18 protein-coding genes are annotated in these 20,856 nt (G+C 61.6%); 12 read left to right on the forward strand and 6 right to left on the reverse strand.

Annotated features, from left to right (window positions below; all coding sequences use genetic code 11):
• Positions 1-78: 78 nt before the first annotated feature.
• Together BLW21_RS14660 and BLW21_RS14665 are read left to right on the forward strand one after the other, a co-directional pair.
• The gene (locus BLW21_RS14660) at positions 79-639 is read left to right on the forward strand and encodes a DUF1990 domain-containing protein (RefSeq protein ID WP_245711906.1); all 561 of its coding nucleotides are present in this window, start codon (positions 79-81) and stop codon (positions 637-639) included.
• The gene (locus tag BLW21_RS14665) at positions 632-1,366 is read left to right on the forward strand and encodes a DUF1990 domain-containing protein (RefSeq protein WP_092741348.1); all 735 of its coding nucleotides are present in this window, start codon (positions 632-634) and stop codon (positions 1,364-1,366) included. Before BLW21_RS14660 ends, BLW21_RS14665 begins: the two co-directional genes overlap by 8 nt.
• A 106-nt stretch (positions 1,367-1,472) precedes the next feature.
• On the opposite strand, the gene BLW21_RS14670 is transcribed toward BLW21_RS14665, so the two are convergent.
• Positions 1,473-2,138 (reverse strand): cytochrome b/b6 domain-containing protein, encoded by a 666-nt coding sequence (locus tag BLW21_RS14670; protein ID WP_092741350.1) that lies wholly within the window; start codon positions 2,136-2,138, stop codon positions 1,473-1,475.
• Between the two features lie 169 nt (positions 2,139-2,307).
• On the opposite strand from BLW21_RS14670, the gene BLW21_RS14675 reads away from it, so the two are divergent.
• Positions 2,308-3,354, forward strand: coding sequence for an NAD(P)-dependent alcohol dehydrogenase (locus BLW21_RS14675; protein WP_092741352.1), 1,047 nt, complete (start codon positions 2,308-2,310; stop codon positions 3,352-3,354).
• A 159-nt stretch (positions 3,355-3,513) separates the two neighbouring features.
• On the opposite strand, the gene BLW21_RS14680 is transcribed toward BLW21_RS14675, so the two are convergent.
• The 5 genes from BLW21_RS14680 to BLW21_RS14700 all read right to left on the reverse strand — a co-directional run bounded on the left by BLW21_RS14680 (position 3,514) and on the right by BLW21_RS14700 (position 9,061).
• On the reverse strand, positions 3,514-5,067 hold the full coding sequence (locus BLW21_RS14680; protein WP_092741354.1) for a serine hydrolase: 1,554 nt from the start codon (positions 5,065-5,067) through the stop codon (positions 3,514-3,516).
• Positions 5,068-5,256: 189 nt separating this feature from the next.
• Complete coding sequence (locus tag BLW21_RS14685; protein WP_092741356.1) at positions 5,257-5,748, reverse strand: hypothetical protein; 492 nt, start codon at positions 5,746-5,748, stop codon at positions 5,257-5,259.
• Between the two features lie 108 nt (positions 5,749-5,856).
• Positions 5,857-6,924 (reverse strand): Ldh family oxidoreductase, encoded by a 1,068-nt coding sequence (locus BLW21_RS14690; RefSeq protein ID WP_092741358.1) that lies wholly within the window; start codon positions 6,922-6,924, stop codon positions 5,857-5,859.
• A gap of 145 nt (positions 6,925-7,069) precedes the next feature.
• Entirely contained in the window at positions 7,070-8,005 is a 936-nt protein-coding gene (locus BLW21_RS14695; RefSeq protein WP_092741360.1) for a Ppx/GppA phosphatase family protein, read from the reverse strand.
• Positions 8,006-8,176: 171 nt separating this feature from the next.
• Positions 8,177-9,061, reverse strand: coding sequence for a class I SAM-dependent methyltransferase (locus tag BLW21_RS14700; RefSeq protein ID WP_092741363.1), 885 nt, complete (start codon positions 9,059-9,061; stop codon positions 8,177-8,179).
• A gap of 120 nt (positions 9,062-9,181) precedes the next feature.
• Between BLW21_RS14700 and dapF the strand changes: the two genes are divergently transcribed.
• The 9 genes from dapF (at position 9,182) to BLW21_RS14745 (ending at position 20,850) form a co-directional block, all read left to right on the forward strand.
• Positions 9,182-9,976, forward strand: coding sequence for a diaminopimelate epimerase (gene dapF / locus BLW21_RS14705; RefSeq protein WP_092741365.1), 795 nt, complete (start codon positions 9,182-9,184; stop codon positions 9,974-9,976).
• 50 nt (positions 9,977-10,026) lie between these two features.
• Entirely contained in the window at positions 10,027-11,049 is a 1,023-nt protein-coding gene (locus tag BLW21_RS14710) for an ABC transporter ATP-binding protein (protein WP_092741367.1), read from the forward strand.
• A 10-nt stretch (positions 11,050-11,059) separates the two neighbouring features.
• Positions 11,060-11,575 carry a GNAT family N-acetyltransferase gene (locus tag BLW21_RS14715; RefSeq protein ID WP_092741369.1) on the forward strand — a complete coding sequence of 172 codons (516 nt, stop codon included), beginning with the start codon at positions 11,060-11,062 and terminating at the stop codon, positions 11,573-11,575.
• Positions 11,576-11,791: 216 nt separating this feature from the next.
• The gene (locus tag BLW21_RS14720) at positions 11,792-12,985 is read left to right on the forward strand and encodes a glycosyltransferase family 1 protein (RefSeq protein ID WP_139255227.1); all 1,194 of its coding nucleotides are present in this window, start codon (positions 11,792-11,794) and stop codon (positions 12,983-12,985) included.
• A 175-nt stretch (positions 12,986-13,160) separates the two neighbouring features.
• Positions 13,161-14,339, forward strand: a complete 1,179-nt coding sequence (glf, locus tag BLW21_RS14725) for a UDP-galactopyranose mutase (protein ID WP_092741371.1) — start codon at positions 13,161-13,163, stop codon at positions 14,337-14,339.
• 312 nt (positions 14,340-14,651) lie between these two features.
• The gene (secA, locus tag BLW21_RS14730; RefSeq protein WP_092741373.1) at positions 14,652-18,056 is read left to right on the forward strand and encodes a preprotein translocase subunit SecA; all 3,405 of its coding nucleotides are present in this window, start codon (positions 14,652-14,654) and stop codon (positions 18,054-18,056) included.
• 184 nt (positions 18,057-18,240) lie between these two features.
• Positions 18,241-18,942, forward strand: coding sequence for a deoxyribose-phosphate aldolase (deoC, locus tag BLW21_RS14735; protein WP_092741375.1), 702 nt, complete (start codon positions 18,241-18,243; stop codon positions 18,940-18,942).
• Positions 18,908-19,459 (forward strand): hypothetical protein, encoded by a 552-nt coding sequence (locus BLW21_RS14740; RefSeq protein ID WP_092741377.1) that lies wholly within the window; start codon positions 18,908-18,910, stop codon positions 19,457-19,459. Before deoC ends, BLW21_RS14740 begins: the two co-directional genes overlap by 35 nt.
• A gap of 191 nt (positions 19,460-19,650) precedes the next feature.
• Entirely contained in the window at positions 19,651-20,850 is a 1,200-nt protein-coding gene (locus BLW21_RS14745; protein WP_092741483.1) for a M20 metallopeptidase family protein, read from the forward strand.
• Positions 20,851-20,856 lie beyond the last annotated feature (6 nt).

Consider the following 20,856-nt stretch of genomic DNA (forward strand, 5'->3'; position numbering starts at 1 on the left):
GCCTGAGAGCAGGCGGCTTTTTCCAGGAACCCGCTACGGCCGGGGCCGTTCATGCAGAAAACCTTTCCATTGATTGCCATGCCTAAGCCCGAACAACCCGCCCACACCGGCAGTGGCCCGCTTTTCGAGCGGCGCTACTGGGTAGATGTGCAGCACCCGCGCCAGCCGGCCGAAGAACTGCTCCGCTATATCGAGTGCCACCTCCCTGATTTCTCGCCCGACCTGCTGGCTGACTTTGAGAAGTCGAAGGGGGCACATGACTGCCTGGCAGTGGGCGACGAGTATAACATCAAAATTCTGGGCCCCTGGAACGGCGACGTGCGTGTAACCGAAGTAGGCGCAGATTTCTTCGAGCTGGCCACGCTCGAAAGCCACCCCGAAGCCGGCCGCATCCGATTTTCGTTGCGGCCTCACGCTACGCTGCCCGCTACCATGCGCTTCGAAATTCACTCCTGGGCCCGCTCGCGCGACGGGCTGGTGGCCTTTACCTACGACACGCTGGGCCTGGGCCGGCGGGTGCAACAGCAAACCTGGGAAACCTTCTGCCAGCGGGTAGCCGACTACTGCGGCGGCTTGCAGCTAGTCCCGGTGCAGGTAGAAACCATTAAACAGGATGAAACCCCCGTTACCAATGCCTGACCGTCCTGCCCTCACTGCCCGCCAGCAAGCCCGCCTCGACGCGTTCACGCAGGCCGGTTACAACTTCGACCCCGACCTGATGGCCGACTATACTGCCGCCACCGGCTGGCGCGTAGACAATTACGAAACCGAGTTGCCACCCGAAGCGCCTGGCCCGCCCGTGGCGCAAGGCTCCTGGGCCGCGGCCTGCGAGGTGCTGCGCCGCTACTCGTTTCCGCCACCCGGCCTTATCACCGGCATCTTCCTGCCCGATCAGCCGTTGGCGCAACGCGTGATGGTACTGCGGGCCGGCTTTCTGGGCTTCTCGTTCTGGTTCGGCGTGCGCATCGGGGGCGTAACTGATGAAACCCGGACGCTGCCCGGCGGTGGAGGCCAGGAGCAGGTGTGGGGCTACAACTACCGCACCCTCGAGGGCCATTTCGAGCGGGGGCAGATTGAGTTCATTGTGCACAAAAACCTGGCAACCGGCCGCGTGTGGTGCCACATCCACGCTGTGTCGCAAACCGGCCGCATCCGTAACCCCTTCTACTGGCTGGGCTTCAAGCTCTTCGGTCGCCGGTTGCAGGTGCGCTTCTCCCGCCAGTCGCTGGAGCGGCTGAAGGCGCAGGTGGAACAAATGCTGCAGAAGGGCTGGCTGGCGCCGGCCGCCACCGGCCCGGTAGTAGAACCAATTTCCGCCCACGACGAGGCGCAGGAGCAGCTGGAGAAGAATCAGCCTTCGTCCTGAGCAAAGCAAAGGACCTTAGCACGCCGAAACGACTCCTGATAATGGTCGTTTCGGCGTGCTAAGGTCCTTTGCTTTGCTCAGGATGACGTTTTTTAGCTAACAGCTACTAAGAAATTTCCGCCGGTTCGCCGCCATTAATCATGGCCGACACTACGCCGGGCTCCTCGGTTACCTCAGCCCGGAAGACGCCCACAATGTGCGCCACTACGAAGGCAATAACGGCGTACATCGTGTACTCGTGGATTTCTTTCATCAGGTGCTCGATGCTGGGGAAGTAGTCCTCGAACACCAGAATGAGGCCCGTAGACACCATAATGGCCAGGATAACGTAGAACGCCCGATAGCTGTAGCGCACCCAGCGGGCCTTCGTGGCGCCGGCTTCGCCCCGCGCCTCGCGGGCCTTTATAGCCGCTAGTTTAGCCGCCGTGCGCTGACCGCCGCGCTGCCGGAAGCTCACCAGCACCCGGAACGCCAGCAGGCAGGCAATGGTGATGCCGGCCCAGATGTGCCAGTCCCAGATGCGGTGGGCCACAATGCGGGTGAGCCCGCGCAACTCCTGGGCCGGCAGGTTCACACCCTTTTCGGCCAGTACCTGGCTGAACTCGGGAGCCAGCGTTTTTACCTTCACGATTACGAACAGAAACAGTATCGTCATCAACTGAAACAGCACCAAGCCCGAATTAGCCCAGTGCCAGATGCGCAGGCCTAGCGAGTTGTGCCTGGGGCCGGAGTGGGTGGTGGAGATGGTGGAAACGGGCTGGACAGCGGCCATGGGATAGGCAAAAAGAGGAAAGAAGTATTTGGTTGGGGAAGGTACGCCGAGGTCGGCGAATTTTTGACCTGCTGCCGTACAAAACGGCCGCCGCGCAACAATTTAGAGCCGACTGCGGTTTTACTCTCCACGCTCGGATCCCTCTGTTCCGACGCTTATTTCTCTTGTTATGATTTCAGCCAAAGGCTATGCGGCTCCCGCCGCCAACGAACCCCTTGCCCCCTTCAGTTTCGAGCGCCGCGACGTGGGCCCCCACGATGTGCGCATGGACATTCTTTTCTGCGGCGTCTGCCACTCCGATATTCACCAGGCCCGCAACGAGTGGGGTAGTTCGATGTTCCCGATGGTGCCCGGGCACGAAATTGTGGGCCGCGTAACGGAAGTCGGTGCCCATGTAAAGAACTTTAAAGTGGGCGATTTGGCCGGCGTTGGCTGCATGGTCGACTCGTGCCAGCACTGCGCCGAATGCAACGAAGGCCTGGAGCAGTACTGCGACAACGGTTTCGTGGGCACCTACAGCGCCACCGACAAAGACGGCTCGGTAACCCAGGGCGGCTACTCAAACAACATCGTGGTAACCGAGAAATTCGTGCTCCGCGTGTCCGATAAGCTTGATTTGTCGCGCGTGGCCCCGCTGCTGTGCGCCGGCATCACCACTTGGTCGCCGTTGCGCCAGTGGAATGCCAAAGCCGGCGACCGGGTAGCGGTTATCGGCCTGGGCGGCCTCGGCCACATGGCCGTTAAATTCGCCGCCGCCATGGGCTGCGAAGTCACCGTGCTCAGCACCTCGCCCGGCAAGGAAGCCGATGCTAAAGCCCTCGGCGCCCACAAGTTTGTGGTGACCAAGGAGAAGGGCGCGATGGAAGGCATTAATAACTACTTCGACCTGATTATCAACACTGTATCGGCTCCCATCGATCTGATGCCCTACGTGGCCAGCCTGCGCCTCGATGGCACGATGGTGCTGCTCGGCGTACCGCCGGAAGCCGCTCAGCTGCACGCTTTCAACCTGATTGCTAAGCGCCGCCGCATTGCCGGCTCGCTCATCGGCGGCATCCAGGAAACCCAGGATATGCTGGATTTCTGTGCCGAGCACAACGTGATGAGCGACGTGGAAGTCATCAACATCGACTACATCAACGAGGCATACGAGCGCATGATGAAGTCCGACGTAAAGTACCGCTTCGTGATTGACATGGAAAGCCTGAAAGGGTAGCCCTGCTGATTACACACAAAAAAGAGAGCCAACGATTCAGTTCGTTGGCTCTCTCTTTTGTGGGTTGCTGTAGAGACGCATATTTGCGTCTCATCGCTGAACATCTGACACCGTATGTGACAAGGTCGTTCAACGCCGAGACATCGGTCGGGCTGCTGATTAATGCTTCACGAATACGTACGGGTCCTGTTCCACGTAGTCGTTAGCGCGCATTTCAAGAGACTTGACCTTACCGTTTTCCACTTCGAACTTGGCCGGCAGCACGCCGAACACGAGGTCGGAGTAAGTGGCGCGGAACTCTTGGCCGTCCATGTAGTCGAGCGTGGCGGTGAGGCCGGGGTGGGTGGGCAGCGTCACGAGGAGCTGCTTGCCTTTCTGGGTTACCTGGATGCGGCCGAACAGCGGGTTGTCGAACTCGCCCACGTAGGCTTTGAGGGGCAGCGGGGCCTTGGCTTTTTTGGCCACGCGGGCGGCCAGGGCCAGCGTGGGGTCGGGGCCGGCTGCTAGCTCGCCGGCGCGGCGGCGGGCCAGCAGCTGGGCGCTCCTATCGATGTAGGGCACGCCCAGGTAGGCGTCGAGAATCTGGTAGCGCAGCGCCTCGAAGAAGCTCTGGTTGTCGTTGTTGGTGAGTACGGCCAGGCCCAGGCCCGCCTCGGGCACGAAGCACACGTTGCTTACCTGCCCCGACGCGCCGCCCGTGTGCCAGTACACCTGCCGGCCGTTGTAATCAGCCGATTCCACGCCCAGCGCATACGTCACGAAATGGGTAGGAAACAGCGGCGACTTGCGGCTGCTGATGATGGTGTTGGCATCGCGCGTTTTGCGTAGTGCCGCCCAGGGCAGCACCTGCCGGCCCTCGTAGCGGCCGCTATCGAGTTGGAAACGCAGCCAATGGGTCAGGTCCGTTACGTTGGAGGCCATGCTGGCGCAGGGGCCCATGTTGTCCCAGTTATCAAACTGCACCTTAGCCAGCGGCCCGAAGGTGTTGGAATAAGCCGTGGCAATGTTGGGCTGCTTGGCGAATTCGAGCGACGAAACGAAGGTGCTTTTCATGCCCAGCGGCTGCAGCAGGTTCTGGCGCACGTAATCCTCCCAGCTCGTGCCGCCGGTAACGGCCGGAATCACCTCGCCGGCCGCCACGAAGCCCGAGTTGCAGTAGCCGTAGTCCTTGCGGAACTCGCGGGTGGGCTGCATCAGCCGCATCCGGCGCACAATGTCGGCGCGCTCCAGGTTGGATTTGAAGAAGCTGAAGTCGCCCTGAAACGTTTTGAAACCGAGGTGGTGGCTCAGCAGGTCGCGCACCGTGACGAGGCGGGTGCTGGTAGAATCGTAGAGCCGGAAATCGGGCAGATACTTGGTGACGCGGTCGTCGAGGCTGATTTTCTTTTCGCCATCGAGCTTGGCCAGCGCCGTGCCGGTAAACAGCTTGGTGTTGGAGGCAATCATGAACAGCGTCTGCTCATCCACGAGGGCCGGCTTGCCCACTTCGCGCACGCCATAGCCCTTCTGCACCACCATCTGCCCGTCCTTCACCACCACCACGGCCAGCCCCGGAATGTTCCAGAGCCGCATGCCGCGCCGCACGTAGCTGTCGAGGCTGTCGGTGAGGAAGCGGTTAGGGGTCGTTGGAGCCGTTGTTTGCGCCTGAGTGGCCGTCGTCGCGCCCAGCAGCAGGGCCGCGGCGGTTAGTCGGAGGAAAGTAGAAGAGGGCATTGGGAGGTAATAGTGGGATTTGGGAATAAAAGAACGTCATGCAGAGCGAAGCGAAGCATCTCGCCCGCTTCGTTGTAAAAGTAACTCCTGACGATTGGGTTTACTATTGCAACATCAGCAGTAGAGATGCTTCGACTTCGCTCAGCATGATGTTCTTTTATTCATCAGCTTATCATGTAGTCTTCCGGGCTATTCTTTCTCCACCGGAAACTCAAATTCGCCCTCCAAGGTGAAGCGGCGGGCGCCACGGCCGACTTCGCACACCTGGCAGCGGTAGGTGCCGCGTATCCAATGACGCTCGGCATTCACGCCGGTAATCACCACCTGACCGGGATTGTCGGAGCACGATTTGGAGTAGGCCGATATGGCGTTGTAGCGGTAGGAGGCGTCGCGGTTGCGGCCGCTCAGGATTTCCTGAAACTTGTAGGTATCGACTTTGATGGGAAACCGGTCGATGATGATATTGAGCCCCTGCCCGTCGGGGTCGTCGGCGCGCACGATGTTGAGGCGCAGGGCCCGGTCTTCGCTAAGGAAAAAGCGCGAGCTAAGCGTATCGGCGGGCACATTCTTGCCATCGATGCGCAGTGTGAGGTGGCGAACCGGGGCGGCCGGCGGCGCGGAGGGAGCAACGGGAGCCGCCCCCAGCAACGGCAGCAGCAACAGGGGAAGAAAGCGTTTCATGGAAGCCGGTGGAACAAGAATCAGCCCAGAAGCTACGGAAAAAACGGCTGTTGCCTTGCCAGAACGATGTAGAGACGCAACATCTTGCGTCTCTACATCCGCCAGCCACTACAGCTGTACCCCAAACTTCTGGCCCAGGCTTTCCAGGTCGCGCAGCACCGGTTCCAGCAGCGGAATGCCGTCCAGCAGGCGTATGGCGGCGGTTTCGCGCTCCGGGTCGCCGGGGATGAGCACGCGCTGGCCCTCCGTGGCGCGGGCGGCCCGGAAGGTGGCAATCCAGTTGTCCATGTCGGCCTTGAACTCGGCGGCGGGCCGGAAGGCATCGACCCGCATGGCCCCGAAAAAGTGGCCCAGGCCCTGGCCTACGGGGTTGGCCGCCGGCTGCAGAAAAGCCACGAACGGCGGCACCCAGGGCCCATAATTAGCTCCGCTGAGTACGGCCGAGAAAATATCGACCACCGCGCCCAGCCCGTAGCCCTTGTGTGAGCCGGTGGCCCCGCCCAGCGGCAGCAGGGCCCCGCCGTTTTTCACGGCGTTGGGGTCAGTCGAGCCGTTGCCGGCCGCGTCCTGGGCCCAGCCTTCGGGAATGGGCTGCTGCTTGCGCTGGGCAATTTCGAGCTTGCCGTTGGCGGCGGTGGTGGTGGCCATGTCGAGCACGAAATCGGGCTGCTCGGCGGCGGGCACGGCTACGGCAATCGGGTTGGTGCCCAGCAGGCGCTCCAGCGAGTGGGTAGGCGCTACCAGGGGCGAGGCATTGGTCATGGCCACGCCAATCATGTCGTGGGCCAGCGGAAGCATGGCGTGGTAGCCGGCGATGCCGAAGTGGTTGGAGTTCTTCACCGAAACCCAGCCGGTGCCCACCTGCCGGGCCTTTTCCATGGCTACGCGCATGGCCCGCGGCCCCACTACCAGCCCCAGGCCGCCGTCGCCATCCACCACGGCCGTGCTGGGCGTTTCGTAGGTGACGCCCACCCGGGGCGTGGTGTTGATACGGCCGGCTTCCCAGAGGCGCACGTAGCCAATCAGCCGGGCCACGCCGTGCGAATCTACCCCCCGCAAATCCGCTGAAAGCAGTGTTTCGGTAGCCAGCAAAGCATCTTCTTCGGGACAGCCCATGCTGCGGAATACGGCTTCGGCAAAGGCGAAGAGTTGGGCGTAAGGAAGCGTGGTAGTCATGGGCGGGAGGGGAAGTGGCCCACAGTTCCCAGGGCTGAAGCCCTGGACTACGGAGCGGTGCGGGTAGGCGGAAGGTGGAGAGAAAGAGTGGAGATACCGGTTCGCTCCGTAGCCCAGGGCTTCAGCCCTGGGACGTCCGGGGCTGCTACAGCATTTCAGCCAGCAGACCTTCCTTCAAAGCATAAGCCGAGGTGCGGATGCGGGTCAGGCCGGTCAGCTGCAGCACATAGTCAATCAGAATGGCGGCTACCACCAGCATGTCGGCGCGCATGGGCAGGATGCCGGGCAGGGCCTGGCGCTGCTCGTGGTTGAGGCTGAGCAGCTGGGTGTAGCTGTGGCGGAAGCTGCTAAGGGCCAATTCGGTGCTCGGTGGCAGCTCGGCTTCGGTGCGCAGCTGGCCCAGCTGCATGTCGGCCAGACTGTCGAAACTGCCCGAGGCGCCAATCAGGCTCGTGGGCGGAAACTCGGCCAGGGCGGCTGTTAGCGGGGCCAGCACTTCGGCCAGGTACTGCTGCTCGGCCACCATAGCTTCGGCGGGCATGATGCCGCTGGGCTCCGGAAAAAACTTGTCGAGCAGGCGCTGGGCCCCGATTTCGAAGCTGCGTTTCCAGAAAATAGTGGTGTCGTCGGCCAGAATGAACTCCACCGAGCCACCACCGATGTCCATAATGAGGTGGCACTCGGACCCCAGCGGCACGGCCTGGCGCACGCCGGCGCAAATCAGCTCCGCCTCCCGGTCGCCGCCAATCACCTCGACCTGAATCCCGGTCTGCTCAAAAATATCTTTGACCAGCTCAGGGCCGTTTTCGGTTACGCGCATAGCGCTGGTGGCCGTAGCCCGCACATCGGTCACCTGGTGCAGCTCAATTTCCTCGCGGAAGCCGAGTAGCGCGTGCAAAGCCCGCTCGTAGGCCGGCTCGGCAATGCGGCCCGCGCTGATGCCGCCCTCGCCCAGCCGTACGCCTACTTTGGTCCGCAACAGCGTGTGCGGCTGCGAATGGCCAGCTTCGGGCATCTCCACAATCAGAAGGTGAAATGTGTTGGTACCCAGGTCAATCAGGGCAAGGCGGCGGTGCTGCATGGTTGGATCTTGGTTGGTGATTTATAGTTTTTGGCGGTCCAATAAGAACGTCATGCTGAGCGAAGTCGAAGCATCTCGCATGCCAAAGTAATTCCTACTGAGTGGGTTACCACTGCACGCGAGATGCTTCGGCTTCGCTCAGCATGACGTTCCTAATCAGCCAAAAACCTGCTACGTGGCGAACCGGCAGAAGGTGCCCAGGGGCAGCTTGCGGGCGCCGGCGTCGTGGAGGTAGATTTCCCCGATTTCCCGCTTGTCGCGCATGGTGGGGAAGATTTCGCTCACCAGGTTGTCGAGAATCAGGGCCGAGAAACCAAGCGAATAGAGGTTGACGAGGAAGAAATGGTCTTCGGGGTCGAGCAGCTGCTGGCAGAGCTTGAGCATTTCGTTGAGCTCGTCTTCGAGCTGCCACTTTTCGCCGTTGGGGCCGCGGCCGTAGGCGGGCGGGTCGAGGATGAGGCCCTGGTATTTGCTGCCGCGCTTCACTTCGCGCTTCACGTACTTCATGGCGTCTTCTACCAGCCAGCGCACGCCGTCAATGCCCGAGGCTTCCATGTTGTCGCGGGCCCAGAAGTTGACCTGCTTCACCGAGTCGAGGTGGGTTACGTCGGCGCCGGCGGCGCGGGCGGCCAGCGTGGCGGCCCCGGTGTAGGCAAACAGGTTGAGCACCCGCGGCTGGGCCACCTTGCGCCGCCGCGTTTCGTTGTAGATGAACTGCCAGTTGGGGTCCTGCTCCGGAAACAGCCCCACGTGCTTGAACGACGACATGCCCAGCCGGAAACGCAGCTTCAGCCCATCGGGCCGCTCGTAATTAATATGCCACTGCTCGGGCGTGCCGGGCTTTATTTTCCATTGGCCGCGCTCCTGACTGCCTTTTTCGCGGGTGAAAATGGCGTTGGCGCGCTGCCACTCCGAAGCCGGCAGGTGCGGGTCCCAGATGGCCTGGGGCTCGGGGCGGGCCAGAATGTGCTGGCCGAAACGCTCCAGCTTCTCGAAGTTGCCCGCGTCGAGCAGCTCGTAATCGGCCCAGGGGCTCGTGGTAAGAAATGTATACATGCTGGGCGTAAAGGTATGGAACCGGAGATAGTGAACAGTGAGAGAACGTCATTCTTCGACTACGCTCCGCTTCGCTCAGAATGACGTTCGCCATTATTCACGGTTCTCTACCTTTGCCCCATGAGCACCACGCTGCACTTCTGCAAATACCAAGGTACCGGCAACGACTTCGTAATGGTCGATGACCGTGCCAACCAGTTCGATGCCGCCGACCACCAGCTGGTGCGCCACCTCTGCGACCGGCGCCGCGGCATCGGGGCCGACGGGCTGATTCTGTTGCGCCAGCACCCGGACTACGATTTCGAGATGGTGTATTTCAATGCCGATGGCCATCTGGGCTCGATGTGCGGCAACGGCGGCCGCTGCACAGTGGCCTTTGCCCAGCAATTGGGCGTCATCGAAACCGACACCCGCTTCCTGGCCATCGACGGCCCCCACGAAGCCCGCGTGGCGGTCGATGGGACCGTGCACCTGCGCATGCAGGACGTGCGCGGCCAGCAGGAAATCGACGATTACGGCGTGTTCCTCGACACCGGCTCGCCCCACCTCGTCTGTTTCCAGCCGGCCGGCAGCTTGTCTGGGCTGGATGTGGTAACCGAGGGCCGGATCCTGCGCGACGGCGAGCTGTTCCGCGAAAAAGGCACCAACGTGAACTTCGTGGAGGTGCCCGCCACGCCCGACCAGCCCTGGCCGGTGCGCACCTACGAACGCGGCGTAGAGGACGAAACGCTGAGCTGCGGCACGGGAGTCACGGCCGTGGCGCTGGCCGCTTCCCGGCACGGCGCGGCCAGCCCCGTGCGTCTGCGCACGCCCGGCGGCGAGCTGCAGGTAGCGTTCGAGGCGCACCCCGACGGCTCGTTCACCAACGTTTACCTCAGCGGCCCCGCTACCTTCGTATTCGAAGGGGAGGTGTAGGCGCTGGTACCGCGAAACAGATTTACGCGGTACAGATTGTTCTATTGACCATGCCCGAACCTGACTTCCTTACTGTCCACAACATCAGCCTGGGAGAGCATGGCCAGGCAGTACTAAGCGGCATCAGCTTCGAACAGCCGGCCGGCCGTAAGCTGGCGCTGGCGGGCGAGTCGGGGGCGGGGAAGAGCACGTTGCTGCAGGTAATTGCCGGGCTGGTGCAGCCCACGGCGGGGGAGGTGCATTTTGCCGGCCGCCGGGTGCGCGGCCCCCAGGAGGTGCTGGTGCCGGGGCATCCGGGCATCGTATATCTGTCGCAGAAGTCCGATTTGCCTAAGTCGCTGCGGGTCGAGCAGGTGCTGCGCTACGCCAGCAAGCGGCCCGCCACCGAGGCGCAGGCCGTGTACGAGGTCTGCCGCATCAGCCCGCTCATGGCCCGGCGCACCGACCAGCTTTCGGGCGGCGAGCAGCAGCGGGTGGCGCTGGCGCGGCTGCTGCTCTCGGCCCCGCGCCTGCTGCTACTCGACGAGCCCTTTTCCAACCTCGACCGCACCCACAAGCAACAGCTCCAGACCGTCATCCGCGAAGTGGGGGAGGAGTTGGGCATTACCTGCCTGCTCGTTTCGCACGACCCCACCGACACGCTGCCCTGGGCCGATGAAATTCTGGTGTTGCACCGCGGCCAACTGGTGCAGCAGGGCCCTCCCGAGCAGGTGTACCGCCAGCCGGTAAGCGAGTACGCCGCCGCCCTGTTCGGCGACTACAACCGCCTCGAAGGCCCCGACCTGCGCGCCCTGCTGGCCGCCCCGCGCCGCCGCCTGCCCGGCCCGGTGCTGCTCGTGCGCCCCGAAAACCTGCGCCTGGCCCCCGCCGGCAGCCCCGGCGCGGCCGGCACCGTGCGGGCCGTGCGTTTCCTGGGCAGCTACTACGAGGCCGAAGTGCAGCTGCCTGCCACGCTGCTACGAGTGCGCCTGCCGGCCGCATCGGTAGTGGCGGGAGAGGCGGTGGTCGTGCAGCTGGCGGAGAGTGCGCCGGTCTCGTTTATAAGCGGCCAAGCCCAACGCACTACCAACTAAGCACTGCCTTATGCTCCAATCCGACCTCATCCGCCTGCGCCCGCTGGAAGCCGACGACCTTGGTTTCCTGTATCAGCTGGAAAACGACCCGGCCGTGTGGGGCGTGTCGGATACGCTGGCGCCCGTGTCGCGGCACGTGCTGCGGCAGTACCTGGATAGCGCGGCGGCCGATTTTTTTGAGGTGCGCCAGCTGCGGCTGGTACTCGAAGATTCGGCCAGCGGAGCGGCGGTGGGCACGCTGGATTTATTCGGCTTCGAGCCTTTGCACCAGCGGGCGGGCGTGGGCATTACGGTGCTGGCCGGCCACCGACGGCACGGCTACGCCCGGGCCGCGCTGGAGCTGCTGCAACCCTACGCCCGGCAGGTGCTGCGCCTGCATCAGCTTTTTTGCACGATTGGGGCCGATAACGAGGCTAGTCTGCAGCTGTTTGCGGCGGCGGGTTTTGGGCGGGTGGGCGTGCGGCGCGAGTGGCTGCGCACCGCCGACGGCTGGCAGGACGCCGTGGAGCTACAGTGCCTACTGTAAACTACTGCGGCCCAGGCGCAGCAAATAGCCGCATAACCGGCGGCGGTGCGGAAAAGTTTAGCTCGACAGCAAGCCAATTTACTTAGCCCAGATGGCTAGCTAAAATAGTAGTAGCTCGACAATATCTTTTTGAAAAGACGGGCGTATAGGCGAGGGAAGCGCAGCGGAAAGGCCTGTGTGGTTGCCTGGCTTCCCCCATCATTTATCCCGTTCTTTATGTCATCTGCCCTGCCGGCGGAAGTGCCCGTGCGCTCTGCCCCAGCCGACAACGCTGCCCAAACTGCCCCTTACTCGCTGCCCGACGTTGTCTGTTTTGCCCACCTGCACTGGGATTTTGTGTGGCAGCGCCCTCAGCACCTGATGTCGCGCTTCGCCCAGCACGGCCGCGTATTTTACGTGGAGGATGCTTTCTACCATGATAACGACCAAGTGCAGCCTCATCTGGAGTTGAAGGAGCGGCCCCACGGCCTGCAAGTGGTAGTGGCCCACCTGCCCGCCCGCTTGCGCCACGATGCCCCAGCGGCCGACGAAGCGCAGAATACGCTGCTGCACGCGTTTTTTCAGGAGCAGAACCTGACCAACTATCTATTCTGGTACTACACCCCAATGGCTTTGGGCAAATCGGGCGGTTTTGCGCCGGCCCTCACGGTGTACGACTGCATGGACGAGCTGGCCAACTTCAAGTTTGCGCCGCCCGAGCTGCGCACGCGTGAACAGGAGCTATTCCGGAAGTCCGACCTCGTGTTCACCGGCGGCCACACGCTCTACGAGGCCAAGCGCCAGCAGCACGCCGACGCCCACCCCTTCCCGAGCAGCATCGACAAAAACCATTTCGGTCAGGCCCGCCTGCCACTGCCCGAGCCCGCCGACCAGGCTGGTATCGCGCACCCGCGCGTCGGCTTCTTCGGCGTGGTTGATGAGCGGCTTGATATTGAATTGCTGGGCCAGCTGGCCGAGGCTCATCCCGAGTGGCAGTTTGTCATTATCGGGCCAGTGGTCAAAATCGACCCCGCTACGCTGCCCAAGAGCGCCAACATTCATTACCTCGGCGGCAAAGATTACCAGGAACTACCTACTTACCTGGCCGGTTGGGACGTGGCCACGCTGCTGTTCGCCGACAACGAAAGCACCAAGTTCATTTCGCCCACCAAAACGCCCGAGTACTTGGCTGCCGGCCGGCCCGTCGTCAGCACGCCCATCCGCGATGTGGTGCGGCCCTACGGCGAGCTGAACCTGGTGCAGATTGCCGCCACTGCCGACGAGTTCGGCCGAGCCATTAGCACGGCCCTTACCCAAACCCATGACGCCGACTGGCAACAGCGCACCGATGACTACCTAGCCACCATCAGCTGGGACCAGACCTGGCAGCAGATGGTTGATTTGATGCAAGCGCGGATCAACGTGAAGTAGTGTTGAGCTTAGGCAGGTCAGCCAAATTTTTTGGCTGAATTTGCTAATAAGTAGCATCAAAACCCAGATTAGTTTGTTCATAGGGCCGGGCTTAAAGTCCCGGTTTCGACCTTCCAAACCTAGGCTTCGGGTTCCAAAATCCAGGCCCCAAAAACACACTTCCAAATACCAGTATATGTTTGATTATCTGATAGTAGGGGCCGGGTTTGCCGGTAGCGTACTGGCTGAGCGGCTGGCCACACGCTCCAACAAAAAAGTGCTGGTTGTTGACAAGCGCAACCATATTGCTGGCAACGCCTACGACCACTACAACGAGGACGGTATCCTGGTGCATAAGTACGGCCCGCACATCTTCCACACCAACTCCAAGGACGTATTCGAGTACCTGTCTGATTTCACCGACTGGCGCCCCTACGAGCATCGCGTGCTGGCTTCGGTAGATGGCCAGATGGTGCCGATGCCTATCAACCTCGATACCATCAACAAGCTCTACGGCCTTAAGCTCAACAGCTTCGAAGTAGAGGAGTTTTTTGCGTCGGTGGCGGAGAAGGTGCCGGTTATCAAAACGTCGGAAGACGTGGTGGTGAGCAAGGTGGGCCGCGAGCTGTACGAGAAATTCTTCCGCAATTACACCCGCAAGCAGTGGGGCATGGACCCCTCGGAGCTTGACAAGTCGGTGACCAGCCGCGTGCCTACCCGCACCAACCGCGACGACCGCTACTTCACCGATACCTACCAGGCCATGCCGCTGCACGGCTATACCCGCATGTTCGAGCGCCTGCTGGACCACCCCAACATTAAGGTGATGCTTAACACCGATTACCACGACATCATCGACTTCATTCCTTTCAAGGAGATGATTTTCACGGGTCCGGTGGACGAGTTCTTTGATTTCAAGTACGGCAAGCTGCCTTACCGCTCGCTCGAATTCAAGCACGAAACGCTGAATACCGAGAACTACCTGGCTGCGCCGGTCGTCAACTACCCCAACGACAACCTGTACACGCGCATCACCGAGTTCAAGGCCCTCACCGGCCAGCAGCACCCCAAAACGGCCATCGTGTACGAGTACCCTAAGGCCGAGGGCGACCCCTATTACCCCGTGCCGCGCCTCGAAAACGCCGAGCTCTATAACCAGTACAAGAAGCTGGCCGACCAGACACCCAACGTGCATTTCGTGGGCCGCCTAGCTACCTATAAGTACTACAACATGGACCAGGTAGTAGCCCAAGCCCTCACACTGTATAAGAAGCTCACCGAGAAGTCCGCCGACGAGAAGCCCTCCCAGCCCGCCATTTTCGGTTCCACCGAGCTGGTAGACAAGTTGGTGTCGCGTGACCCGGCCAAGCCGTAAGCTTCGTTAGCTGTTAAGCCAAAAACGTCATCCTGAACGAAGCGCAGGACCTTATCGCACCGAAACGAGCCGTTAGTATGGCCGTTCGGAGGTGGCAAGGTCCTGCGCTTCGTTCAGGATGACGTTTTTGGCTTAACAGCTAACCACCCTGACAAGCCGGCCGGCCGAACCGAATGCGCACAATCTTTGAGGATGGGCCGCTTGTCGTTTCGGAACAGGAGCGGCGCGGTGGCTTGAAAAGAGCCGGGTGATTCCCGAAAAACGCCGTAAATTTGAACTGCGCCCCGGCGTTTCAATTAAGGTAACCGAAACATGCTTGATTTTTTAGGGAAGACCGTCGCCAAATTATTCGGGTCCAAGGCCGATAAGGACTTGAAGGAGATTGTCCCGTATGTGGCGCTCATTAACGCCGAATATGCCAAACTGGCACCTATCAGCGACGATGAGCTCCGTGCCCGCACCGACGAGGTTCGCGCCCGTATCAATGCGCACCTTAAAACGACCGACGACCAGCTGACTGCCTTGCATGAGCGCGTGAACGTCGAGGGCCTCGACGCTCTGCAGAAAGAGGATCTGTTCGATCAGATTGACGTGCTGGAAAAGCAGCGTAACAAGGAGCTGGAAGTGGTGCTCATGGAAGTGCTGCCCCTGTCGTTTGCTATTACTAAGGAAACCGCCCGCCGCTACGCCGAAAACAAGCAGCTTGTGGTAACGGCCACCGAGTACGACCGTGAGTACGCCAGCCGCAAGCCCAACGTCACGATCGAGGGCGATAAGGCCATCTGGAGCAATACGTGGCTGGCCGCCGGCGCCGAAGTTACCTGGGACATGGTGCACTACGATGTGCAGCTGATTGGCGGCGTGGTACTGCACCAGGGCAAGATTTCGGAAATGGCCACTGGTGAGGGTAAAACGCTGGTTTCGACGCTGCCCTCGTTCCTAAATGCGCTGGCTAAGCGTGGCGTGCACCTAGTAACGGTGAACGACTACCTAGCCAAGCGCGACTCGGAGTGGAATGCGCCGCTGTTCGAGTTTCACGGCATTACCGTGGACTGCATCGACAAGCACCAGCCCAACACCGACGCCCGCCGCAAAGCCTACCTGGCCGACATCACCTACGGCACCAACAACGAGTTTGGCTTCGACTACCTGCGCGACAACATGGCCCGCGACCCGCAGGAGCTGGTGCAGCGCAAGCACCACTACGCCATGATTGACGAAGTGGACTCGGTGCTGATTGACGACGCCCGGACCCCACTCATCATCTCCGGCCCCATTCCGCGCGGCGACGTACACGAGTTCCACCAGCTCAAGCCCCGGATTCAGAAAGTAGTGGAAGCCCAGAAAAAACTGGTGCAGAACTACCTCGTGGAGGCCCGCAAGCTTATCAAAGAGAACAACGTGGGCCCAAAGGAGGGAGAAGGCGGCCTGGCGCTGTTCCGGGCCTACCGCGGCCTGCCCAAAAGCAAGCCGCTGATTAAGTTTTTGAGCGAAACGGGCATGCGGGCCGCGCTGCAGAAGGTGGAGAACTTCTACATGCAGGACAACTCGCGCCAGATGCCCCAGGCCGACCAGCCGCTGTACTTCACCATCGACGAGAAGAACAACCAGATTGAGTTGACCGAAAAGGGCCTCGACCTGATTACCGGCGAGGGCGAAGACCCGCGCCTGTTCATTATGCCCGACATAGGCTCCGAAATAGCCGACATCGAGAAGAATGCCGCTCTGAACGGGGAGGAAAAGCTGCACGCCAAAGAGCAGCTGATGGACAACTTCCAGCAGCAGTCGGAGCGGGTGCACACTATCAGCCAGTTGCTGAAGGCCTACACGCTGTTCGAGCGCGACGACCAGTACATCCTCACCGAGGATGGCAAAGTGAAGATTGTGGATGAGCAGACCGGCCGCGTAATGGAAGGCCGCCGCTACTCCGACGGCCTGCACCAGGCCCTGGAGGCCAAGGAAAACGTGCGCGTCGAGGAACTGACCCAGACTTACGCCACGGTGACGTTGCAGAACTTCTTCCGCATGTACCACAAGCTGGGCGGCATGACGGGTACGGCCGAAACCGAGGCCGGCGAGTTCTGGGAAATCTACAAGCTCGATGTGGTGGTGATACCCACCAACCGCGGCATTGCCCGCAAAGACGAGCACGATAAGGTGTACAAAACGGTGCGCGAGAAGTACAACGCCGTGGCCGACGAAATCCAGGAGCTGGTGCAGGCCGGCCGGCCGGTGCTGGTCGGTACCACGAGCGTCGAAATTTCGGAGCTCGTGAGCCGCATGCTCAAGTTCAAGGGCATTGCCCACCAGGTACTCAACGCCAAGCAGAACCAGCGCGAGGCCGAAATTGTGGCCGGCGCGGGTTTCCCGGGCACCGTCACTATTGCCACCAACATGGCCGGCCGCGGCACCGACATCAAGTTGCGCGAAACCAGCAAGGAATCGGGCGGCCTAGCCATTATCGGCACCGAGCGCCACGAAAGCCGCCGCGTTGATAGGCAGCTGCGGGGCCGCGCCGGCCGCCAGGGCGACCCGGGTTCCAGCCAGTTCTTCGTGAGCCTGGAAGACAACCTGATGCGCCTGTTCGGCTCCGACCGCATTGCCAAACTCATGGACCGCATGGGTCTGGAAGAGGGCGAAGTGATTCAGCACTCGATGATTACCAGCTCCATTGAGCGGGCCCAGAAGAAAGTGGAGGAGAACAACTTCGGCATTCGTAAGCGTCTGCTCGAGTACGACGACGTGATGAACGCCCAGCGTGAGGTAGTGTACAAGCGCCGCCGCAACGCCCTGCACGGCGAACGGCTGGAGCTCGACATCTGGAACATGATTTACGACGTCTGCGAAGACATCGTGGTGGGCCATAAGGGCAGCAACGACTTCAACGACTTCCAACTGGCCATCATCCGCATCTTCGGCTACGACACCCACCTGACGGCCCAGCAGCTGACAGGCATGACGGCCGGCCAGCTCACCCAGCTCCTCTACGACGAGGCCTTGGGCTATTACCACAGCAAGAACGAGTTTATCGGCAGCAACGCCATGCCGCTCATCAACGATTTGCTGAGCCAGAACGCGCCCTACGAAAACATTGCCGTGCCGTTCACCGACGGCCGCAAGCAGATTCAGGCCGTGGCCAACCTGCGCCGCGCCCAGGCCAGCCAGGGCCAGGAGGTAATCCGGGGAATGGAAAAGGTCGTGGTGCTGTCGGTTATCGACGAAGCCTGGACCAAGCACCTGCGCGCCATGGACGACCTGAAGCAGGTGGTGCAGAATGCCGTGTACGAGCAGAAAGACCCGCTTTTGGTGTACAAATTCGAGTCGTTCGAGCTGTTCAAGCTGATGATCAGCAAGGTGAACGAGGACACTATCCAGTTCCTGTTCCGTGCTGATGTGCCGATGCAGGCCGGCCAGGATGGCGAGGACGAGTTCGAGTACTTCACCGAGGACGAGCTGCCCGTAGCCCCGCCCCAGCCCAAGCTCACGATGGAGAAGGAAACCTCCACTGTGTCGCTCGGTGCGGGTCCCGAAGATCTGGAGCAGGACGGCGCCATGCCGCAGTTGCTGGAAAAGCAGCAGCCCGTCCGGTCGCAGAAAGTGGCCAACCGCAACGATAAAGTGAGCGTGCAGTACATGGACGGCCGCATTCTGCGCGATGTGAAGTTCAAACAGGTGGAAGACGACCTGCTGAATGACCGTGCCGTACTGATTGACTAATCAGGAAATCAGAAGACTGCTGTCATCCTGAGCGCAACGAAGGACCTTATCACGTAGACACGAGTCGTCGTTACGACCGGGCAAGCGTAGTAAGGTCCTTCGCTGCGCTCAGGATGACAGCAGGTTTTTGTTCGCCTATCTCGTTTCGGAGCCTACGTTTAGCAGTCCTACAAATCCCTGCCATATGAACCTTGCGCCCTACATCGACCACACCCTGCTGAAGCCCGACGCCACCCCGGAGCAGATTGCGCGGCTTTGCGCCGAAGCAGCAGCCCACCACTTTGCCAGTGTGTGCGTGCCGCCCTGCTATGTGCGTCAGGCTGCCGAAGCACTGCAGGAGTCGGGCGTGGCCGTGTGCACGGTTATCGGGTTTCCGCTGGGTTACTCGCTGGCCAAGGTGAAGTTTTTTGAAGGACATCTGGCCCTCAACGACGGGGCTACCGAGCTGGATATGGTACTGAATATCGGGGCGCTGAAGGCTGGTCGGCACGCCGAAGTGGAGGACGAAATCGGGCAGCTGGCCGAACTGTGCCGCATGCGCGGGGCATTGCTGAAAGTGATAATCGAAACGGCTTTGCTCACGGAAGACGAAATGGTAACGGCCTGCCGACTGTGCGTCGAAGCCGGGGCCAACTTCGTGAAAACCAGCACCGGCTTTGCCAGCCGCGGCGCCTCGGTGGCCGACATCGAGCTGATGCGCGCTTCGCTGCCGACCCATATCCGCCTGAAAGCCTCTGGTGGCATCCGTACCCGCGAAGCCGCCCTGGCCCTCGTGGCAGCCGGCGCCGACCGCCTGGGTGCCTCCGATGGCGTAGCTTTGCTGGCCCAACCCGCTACTGTACCTGCTGCTTATGACTCCAACAACGACTCTCACGCTACCTCGTAACGTGCTGCTGCTTTGTGGCCTGCTGTCGTTGGGTGCCTGCGCTGCCTCGGGCCCCAGCGCTCCGGCCCCCGATACTACTACCCGCCGCGCGGCCCCGCTACCGACCGAAGACCTGAGCCGGTTTCGGCCGGTGTTTCCGGCGCCCAAACCTGCCGTTGCGGTGCCAGCCCCCAGCGCCCGCCCCGTGCCGCCCACCAATCAGGTAAATGCCCAGATAGAGCAGCGCCTGCGCGATTTGGCCTACACCAACCGCAACGTGAAGTACGCCCAGGGCTACCGGATTCTGGCCTATGTGGGGTTGGAAAAAGATAAGGCCATGAGCGTACGCCGGGCCATTATCAGCCGCTACCCCGAAGAAACCGATTACCTCACCTACAAGAACCCCGTCTTCCGCCTGCAGGTCGGCGACTACCTCACGCGCCTCGAAGCCGCCCAGGCCCTGTTGCGCATCCGCCCCCTGGCCCCGCGCGCCGAGCTGGAGTCCATGCAGGTGATTATCAATAAGACGGGATACTGAAATTGAGCAGCGGAACGATGTAGGGGCAGGGCTTGCCCCCGCCCGCCATTGACCGGAACCGCCAGGAGTCCCAGCAGCTCCGTTGAGTAGCGGGACAGCGTAGTGTAAACAGAATCGTTGAAACAGTGCAGATGGCGGGCGGGGGCAAGCCCCGCCCCTACATTGTGCCATCGGCTAACAGCCCCAAACCTATGAACCACCTTCTCTCCCGCGTAAAGCAGCTGGCAGCCGAAGCCGCGGCCGATACTGTAGCCCTGCGCCAGCACCTGCACGCGCACCCCGAACTCTCGTTTGAGGAGCACAAAACAGTGGCTTTCGTAACCGGCGAGCTGCAGAAGCTGGGGCTGCCGGCCCAACCGATTGCCGGCACCGGACTGGTAGCTGTTATTGAGGGGCGCAACCCCGGTGCCCGCACCGTGGCGTTACGGGCCGATATGGACGCGCTGCCCATTACGGAGCAGAACGAGGTGCCCTACAAGTCGCAAAACCCGGGCGTGATGCACGCCTGCGGCCACGACGTACATACGGCCTCGCTGCTGGGCGCGGCCCGTATTCTAGTATCTCTGAAAGACGAGTTTGAGGGCAGTGTGAAGCTGATGTTTCAGCCAGGTGAGGAGCGACTGCCTGGTGGGGCTTCGCTGATGATTGCCGAGGGCGTACTTGAGAACCCGAAACCAAACAGCGTGCTGGGTCAGCACGTATTTCCGATGCTGCCAGCCGGCAAAGTAGGCCTGCGCGCCGGCCGCTACATGGCCAGCACCGACGAGCTGTACCTGACTGTGCGCGGTAAGGGCGGCCACGGTGCCATGCCCGAGCAGAACGTGGACCCGGTGCTGGTAGCCGCCCACATCATTGTGGCCGCCCAGCAGATTGTGAGCCGCCGCGCCAACCCCAAGATGCCCTCCGTGCTGTCGTTCGGCAAAGTCATTGCCCAGGGCGCCACCAACGTCATTCCCAACGAGGTGTATCTGGAGGGCACGTTCCGGACGCTGAACGAGGAGTGGCGCAACGAGGCCCACCAGCACCTGCGCCGCCTCTGCGAAGGCTTGGCCGAAAGCATGGGCGCAAGCTGCGAGCTGGAAATCCGCCGTGGCTACCCCTACCTCGAAAACGAGCCCGCCCTCACGGCCCGCACCGAGCAGGCGGCCATCGAGTATCTGGGTGCCGACAACGTGGTGGAGCTCGACCAATGGATGGCCGCTGAAGATTTCGCCTACTTCAGTCAGGCCGCCAGCGCCTGCTTCTACCGCCTCGGCACCGCCGCCGCCGACGGCAGCGGCCGCCTTACTGCCTCGGTCCATACGCCCACCTTCGATGTCGACCCGCACGCGCTGGAAGTAGGCCCTGGCCTGATGGCCTGGCTGACATTGCGCGAACTGGCGGAAAAGTAGTCAGGT

Origin of the sequence: Hymenobacter psychrophilus, from assembly GCF_900107135.1 — a bacterium.
Classification (GTDB): Bacteria; Bacteroidota; Bacteroidia; order Cytophagales; family Hymenobacteraceae; genus Hymenobacter; species Hymenobacter psychrophilus.